Genomic DNA, 7028 nt, shown 5'->3' with positions numbered 1-7028 from the left:
CATCAGTCTGGCACTGATCCCGACCGACACCGCCGGCGTGGAAATCGGTCGTGCGTCACCATCACGCAAGTCACACCCACGCGCTCGATGATCTCGACCAGCTCCAGCTGCATCTGCGAACGCAGTTTTTTATCCAGTGCGCCCATCGGTTCGTCGAGCAGCAGCAACTTCGGCCGCTTGGCCAGCGAACGCGCCAATGCCACACGCTGACGCTGACCGCCAGACAGTTGATGCGGCTTGCGCTTGGCGTACTGACTCATCTGCACCAGCTTGAGCATTTCGGCTACGCGAGCATCGACTTCAGCCGCCGGAATCTTGTCCTGTTTGAGGCCGAAGGCGATGTTCTGCGCCACGGTCATGTGCGGGAACAAGGCATACGACTGGAACATCATGTTGATCGGTCGCTCGTACGGCGGCATGTCGGTGATGTCGACGCCGTCGAGGAAAATGCGCCCCTCCGTGGGCCGTTCGAACCCTGCCAGCATCCGCAGCAGAGTGGATTTGCCCGATCCCGAACCGCCGAGCAGGGCGAAGATCTCGCCCTTTTTGATTTCCAGGGACACGTCGTCCACGGCAATCGTCTCGTCGAACTTCTTCGTGACCCGGTCGATTTTGACCAACACCTGTTTCGGTGTCTGGTCGCCCTCGAGGGCTTTCTTATAGGCGCCGGAGGCAACTGCCATTTACGAAACTCCCAGAAAAAAACAATGCAGTTCGCCCCGCAAGGCGAACCCAGGATAGTGTGTGCCTTACATCCCCGACTTGACCTTGGTCCAGCTACGGGTCATCAGGCGCTGAATGTTCGGTGGCAACTCGGTCGATACGTAGGCCTTGTCGATAACGGCCTGCGGTGGATACACCGACGCATCGGTACGGATGGATTGTTCCATCAGCTTGTCCGACCCCGGGTTCGGGTTGGCATAACCGACGTAATCACTGACCTGAGCGATCACCTCAGGTTTCAGCAGATAGTTGATGAAGGCATGAGCCTCCTTCACGTTCGACGAATCCTTCGGAATCGCCAGCATGTCGAACCACAGTGCGCCGCCCTCTTTCGGTACCGAGTAGGCGATGTTCACGCCCTTCTTGGCTTCTTCTGCGCGGTGCTTGGCCTGGAAAATATCGCCGGAGAAACCGATGGCCACGCAGATGTCACCGTTGGCCAGGTCGCCGATGTATTTCGAGGAATGGAAGTAGGTCACGTAAGGACGCACCGCGAGCAGCTTGGCCGTGGCTTTTTCGTAGTCCTTGGGATTGGTGCTGTTGGCGTTCAGGCCCATGTAGTTGAGCACGGTCGGCATCATTTCATCCGCCGAATCGAGGAATGCCACGCCGCAGCTTTGCAGCTTCTTGATGTTCTCCGGCTCGAACAGCACGCCCCAGGAATCGATCTTGTCGATGCCCAGCACGGCTTTGACTTTATCGACGTTGTAACCGATGCCGTTGGTGCCCCACAGGTACGGCACGGCGTACAGGTTGCCCGGATCGTTCTGCTCCAGACGCTTGAGCAGCGCCGGGTCGAGGTTGGAATAATTCGGTAGCTGCGAGCGGTCGAGCTTCTGGAACGCGCCCGCCTTGATCTGCTTGCCGAGGAAGTGGTTCGACGGCACGACCACGTCGTAACCGGTTCGCCCGGCCAGCAGCTTGCCTTCCAGGGTCTCGTTGGAATCGAACACGTCATAGACCGGTTTGATCCCGGTGGCTTTCTGGAAATCCGCCAGGGTGGTCTCGCCGATGTAATCGGACCAGTTATAAATATGCACCGTACCGGCGGCCTGGGCTCCGACAGCGATCGTCAGGCCGGCAGTGGCCAGCAGGGCTTTGCGCAAAGAAGAAAAAATAGGCAAGTGGAGGTCCTCTAAATTAGTTGGGCCCAAGTTGCCCCGCGCTGCCTGACAGTCATGGCTGCCCGGCAACAAAACCGGCGCGCAACTTACCCTCGAAAAACCGTTCCAGCAAAACTTTCTGTCATTTAATTAATCCGCTGGCCGCCTTCGCGGGGGACGACGGCCAGCGGTTGCTGCTGCAAACCGGCTTATTTACCCGATTTGATCTTGGTCCAGCTGCGGGTCAGGATCCGCTGAGTCGCGGCCGGCAAGTCGGCAATCGCGTACAGCTTGGCCAGCACGTCAGCCGGTGGGTAAACGCCCGGGTCGCTGGTGATGTCTTTATCGACCAGTGGCGTGGCAGCGGCGTTACCGTTCGGGAAGCGTACGGCGTTGGTGATTTCCGCCATGATTTCCGGCTTCTGCAGGAAGGTCATGAACTTGTAGGCGCCTTCGACGTTTTCGGCATCTTTAGGGATGGCGACCATGTCGTAGAAGCTGCCGGCACCTTCTTTGGGAATGTTGTAGCTGACTTTCACCTTGTCACCGGCTTCAGCCGCGCGGGACTTGGCCTGGTAGATGTCACCCGAGTAACCGACCGCTACGCAGATGTTGCCGTTGGCCAGGTCGGAGATGTACTTGGACGAGTGGAAGTAGGCGATCGAAGGACGCACCTTCATGATCAGCGCTTCAGCCTTGTCGATGTCTTCTTTCTTCTGGCTGTCGGTTGGCAGGCCCAGGTAGTGCAGCGCCACCGGAATCATCTCGGTTGGCGAGTCGAGCAGGCTGATGCCGCAGGATTTCAGCTTGGCCGCGTTTTCCGGCTTGAAGATCAGATCCCACGAATCGACAGGCGCGTCGGCGCCCAGTGCAGCCTTGACCTTCTCGGCGTTGAAGCCAATGCCGATCGAGCCCCACATGTACGGGAAGGCGTGCTCGTTGCCCGGGTCGCTGACCGATACGGCTTTGAGCAAATCAGTGTTGAGGTTCTTCCAGTTAGGCAGCTTGGACTTGTCCAGCTTCTGGTAGACGCCGGCCTTGATCTGCTTGGCGAGGAAGTTGTTCGACGGTACGACGATGTCGTAGCCGGACTTGCCTGCGAGCAGTTTGGCTTCGAGGGTTTCGTTGCTGTCGAAGACGTCGTAGACGACTTTGATGCCCGACTCGTCTTCAAACTTCTTGATGGTATCCGGGGCGATGTAGTCGGACCAGTTATAGACGTGCAACACCTTGTCGTCCGCCTGAGCCGCAGCCGCCATGATTCCCATCAGGGACATGGCGAGCAGAGTCTTGCCAGCGAGCTTTTTGCCTAATGCCTTCATGCGTAATGCTCCAAATTTTTCTTTTTTGAACCACTTTGTTCAGCGGCCGAACCCGGACAACTGGAACCGCGGCTAGTCTGGCAAGATCCGAGGCGGTCTTTCAAGAAAAGACCAGCCTTTCTGACAGCTTTGAGCGAGTGCGCCGCAGCTCCCCCGCTCAGAGCCTAGCACTTAGCCCTGCAACGCACTGAGGGTCAGGTCCAGACACTTGCGTGCCTTTGTAACCAGCTCATCGATCTCCGCTTTGCTGATCACCAGCGGCGGCGCGATGATCATGGTGTCGCCCACAGCGCGCATGATCAGGCCGTTGTCGAAGCAGAACTGGCGGCAGATCATGCCGACACCCTTGCCTTCGTAACGCTTGCGAGTGGCCTTGTCCTCCACCAGCTCGATCGCGCCCAACAGACCGACTCCGCGAACTTCACCCACCAACGGGTGATCGTTCAGTTCCCGCAGACGTTTCTGCAAATACGGTGCCGTTTCGTTGTGCGCGTTCTCGATAATTTTTTCATCGCGCAGAATGCGGATGTTTTCCAGGCCCACCGCTGCTGCCACCGGGTGACCGGAGTAGGTGAAGCCGTGGTTGAAATCGCCGCCTTCGTTGAGTACTGCCACCACCGAGTCGCGGACGATCAGGCCACCCATCGGGATGTAGCCGGAAGTCAGGCCTTTGGCGATGGTCATCATGTCGGGTTTGAGGTCGTAGAAATCGCTACCGAACCACTCACCGGTACGGCCGAAACCGCAGATCACCTCATCGGCGACGAAGAGGATGTCGTACTTGGCGAGGATTTCCTTGATGCGCGGCCAGTAGCTGTCGGGCGGAATGATCACGCCACCGGCGCCCTGGATCGGCTCGGCAATAAAGGCACCGACGTTGTCGACGCCAACTTCGAGAATCTTCTCTTCCAACTGATTGGCCGCCCAGATGCCGAACGCTTCCGGGGACATGTCGCCACCTTCAGCGAACCAGTACGGTTGCGCGATGTGAACGATGCCCGGGATCGGCAAGTCGCCTTGTTCGTGCATATACGTCATGCCACCGAGGCTCGCACCGGCCACGGTCGAACCGTGATAACCGTTCTTGCGGCTGATGATGACTTTCTTGTTCGGCTGGCCCTTGATCGCCCAATAATGACGAACCATACGCAGCATGGTGTCGTTGCCTTCGGAGCCGGAACCGGTGAAGAACACGTGGTTCATGCCTTCTGGCGCGACGTCGGCGATCGACTTGGCCAGTTCCAGTGCCGGCGGGTGCGCGGTCTGGAAGAACAGGTTGTAGTACGGCAGTTCGCGCATCTGTTTGGCGGCGGCATCGGCCAGTTCATCGCGACCGTAACCGATGGCCACGCACCACAGACCAGCCATGCCGTCTAGGATCTTGTTGCCTTCGCTGTCCCACAGGTAAACGCCTTTGGCGTTGGTGATGATCCGCGGGCCTTTCTCTTTCAGCTGTTTGAAGTCGCTGAACGGCGCCAGGTGGTGATCATTGCTGAGTGCTTGCCACTCGCGGGTTTGCGGGTTGTTGCTGGTCATGCCAATTCTCCTTGTTATCGGTGAAGGCGCGGCTTTTTCAGGGCCGCGCCTGGCGTATCAGACGGCGAAGAGCAGGTACTCACGCTCCCAGGAACTGATCACGCGCTTGAAGTTTTCATGTTCGGCCCGTTTTACCGCGACGTAGCCCGTGATGAAGGTTTTGCCCAGGTACTTCTCGATGGTCGCGCTGTTTTCCATGCGCTCCAGCGCATCTTCGATGGTCAGCGGCAGGCGCAGGTTGCGGCGCTCGTAACCACGACCCACCACCGGCGCGCTCGGGTTGAGGCCTTCAACCATGCCGATGTAACCGCAGAGCAGGCTCGCGGCAATCGCCAGGTACGGGTTGGCGTCAGCGCCCGGCAGACGGTTTTCGACACGACGGTTCTGTGGGCCGGCATCTGGCACGCGCAGGCCGACGGTGCGGTTTTCTTCGCCCCACTCGACATTCACCGGTGCCGAGGTGTCCGGCAGGAAGCGGCGGAACGAGTTGACGTTAGGGGCGAACAGCGGCAGCAATTCCGGGATCAGCTTCTGCAAACCACCGATGTGGTGCAGGAACAACTGGCTCATGGTCCCGTCTTCATTGGAGAAGACGTTCTTGCCGGTCTCGATGTCGATAATGCTCTGGTGCAAGTGCATCGCACTGCCCGGCTCGCCCGTCATCGGCTTGGCCATAAAGGTCGCGGCCACATCGTGCTTGAGCGCGGCTTCGCGCATGGTGCGTTTGAACACCAGAATCTGGTCGGCCAGCGACAGCGCGTCGCCGTGACGGAAGTTGATTTCCATCTGCGCCGTGCCGTCCTCGTGGATCAGCGTGTCGAGATCCAGTTCTTGCAGTTCGCACCAGTCGTAGACGTCTTCGAACAGTGGGTCGAATTCGTTCGCCGCTTCAATGGAGAACGACTGACGACCGATTTCCGGACGGCCCGAACGGCCAATCGGCGGCTGCAACGGATAGTCAGGGTCGTCGCTGCGCTTGGTCAGGTAGAACTCCATTTCCGGCGCGACGATCGGCTGCCAGCCTTTGTCGGCATAGAGCTTGAGGACTTTCTTGAGGACGTTGCGCGGCGACAGCTCGATCGGGTTGCCTTGCTTGTCGTAGGTGTCGTGGATCACCTGCGCGGTCGGCTCGATGGCCCACGGCACCAGGTACACGGCGTTCTGGTCGGGGCGGCAGATCATGTCGATGTCGGCCGGGTCGAGCAGTTCGTAATAGATGTCGTCTTCGACGTAGTCGCCGGTCACGGTCTGCAACAGCACGCTCTCGGGCAGGCGCATGCCTTTTTCGGCGATGAACTTGTTGGTCGGCGAGATCTTGCCCCGGGTGATCCCGGTCAAGTCGGCGATCATGCATTCGACTTCTGTGATCTTGTGGTCTTTCAACCAATCGGTGAGCTGGTCGAGGTTGTTACTCATAAATGCCTCTGGGCTGAGTCTCCTGACGTGATGTCAGGCAAAGTTTGACGCTTGGAGCGTCGCGTTAAAGGGGGCTTGCTCGCGCAGTACCGGCTTATGCCTGGCACCGCGCATAGACAATGAAAGAGGAGCTTACCTGCCCTTTACGCTGGCGTTGCATTTCCTGTGCACAGTCCAGGCGTGCAGAATCATGAGCACGGCTTGGCAAGCGGCACAGGCTTTGGAAATGAAAGCGATCTATAGTGGAAGGGGACGCCATAAGCAGGATGCTTTCCCGTACGTCCAGAATATCGGACGCTGGCGCTTGAACGGCCATGGACGGGAACATCGTCAGCAACGTGTCAGCCATGCCGGCTGCGCTACGGACGGATTTGTCGCCACTGATGTGATGAGCATGCAGACCGGACTGTTGCGAGCAGTCGGTGATGCCGATTAACGGCAGGCGAGACATGAAGCACCCCGGTATTATTGCTGTTATGGGTTTGATCGGAGCTTAGCCTTGTTCATTTTTTTACACAACACCCCCGTAAAAAATACAACACGGCCTGCTCAAGCCTGCGGGTGGCAAGTGTTCCAAGGGGTTAAAAACGCTCCAAAGTGCCCCATAAATGCCCTTGCAGCGCTTTTTTAGGGCAAAAAAGCCCTCGCTTGACTTCGGCATGCCGTTCGGGTTGACTGAAACCAGAAAAGATCAATGATTGATATTTTTAACAACAAAGGTGTTGCATCATGTCGGTACCCCCGCGTGCCGTTCAGCTTAACGAAGCGAACGCGTTCCTTAAGGAACATCCTGAGGTTCTGTACGTTGACCTTCTGATTGCGGATATGAATGGTGTGGTGCGCGGCAAGCGCATTGAACGCACCAGCCTCCACAAGGTTTACGAGAAAGGCATCAACCTGCCGGCCTCTCTATTTGCTCTGGATATCA

The 7028-nt window shown here is 58.0% G+C and carries 5 protein-coding genes and 2 pseudogenes; 2 read left to right on the top strand and 5 right to left on the bottom strand.

Annotation, left to right across the window (positions count from 1 at the left end; translation table 11 throughout):
* The 5 genes and pseudogenes from ACIF4X_RS26940 to ACIF4X_RS26920 form a co-directional block, all read right to left on the bottom strand.
* A pseudogene (locus ACIF4X_RS26940) lies at positions 1-683 on the bottom strand (ABC transporter ATP-binding protein); the annotation flags it as partial.
* A 66-nt stretch (positions 684-749) separates the two neighbouring features.
* Entirely contained in the window at positions 750-1847 is a 1098-nt protein-coding gene (locus ACIF4X_RS26935; RefSeq protein WP_397484405.1) for a polyamine ABC transporter substrate-binding protein, read from the bottom strand.
* 188 nt (positions 1848-2035) lie between these two features.
* A complete protein-coding gene (locus tag ACIF4X_RS26930; RefSeq protein WP_008085325.1) occupies positions 2036-3148 on the bottom strand; it encodes a polyamine ABC transporter substrate-binding protein in 1113 nt (370 codons plus the stop codon).
* A 171-nt stretch (positions 3149-3319) separates the two neighbouring features.
* A complete protein-coding gene (locus ACIF4X_RS26925; RefSeq protein WP_397484404.1) occupies positions 3320-4684 on the bottom strand; it encodes an aspartate aminotransferase family protein in 1365 nt (454 codons plus the stop codon).
* A 57-nt stretch (positions 4685-4741) separates the two neighbouring features.
* The gene (locus ACIF4X_RS26920) at positions 4742-6100 is read right to left on the bottom strand and encodes a glutamine synthetase family protein (protein ID WP_034151968.1); all 1359 of its coding nucleotides are present in this window, start codon (positions 6098-6100) and stop codon (positions 4742-4744) included.
* Between the two features lie 190 nt (positions 6101-6290).
* Between ACIF4X_RS26920 and ACIF4X_RS26915 the strand changes: the two genes are divergently transcribed.
* Both ACIF4X_RS26915 and ACIF4X_RS26910 read left to right on the top strand, forming a co-directional pair.
* Positions 6291-6536 (top strand): hypothetical protein, encoded by a 246-nt coding sequence (locus ACIF4X_RS26915; RefSeq protein WP_397484403.1) that lies wholly within the window; start codon positions 6291-6293, stop codon positions 6534-6536.
* Positions 6537-6829: 293 nt separating this feature from the next.
* Positions 6830-7028 (top strand): annotated as a pseudogene (locus tag ACIF4X_RS26910) (glutamine synthetase); the annotation flags it as partial.

It is taken from the genome of Pseudomonas sp. NPDC085632, from assembly GCF_044541255.1.
GTDB lineage: Bacteria > Pseudomonadota > Gammaproteobacteria > Pseudomonadales > Pseudomonadaceae > Aquipseudomonas.
The sequence above is the reverse complement of the archived record's forward strand: the minus strand, read 5'-3'. Positions and strand labels throughout refer to the sequence as shown.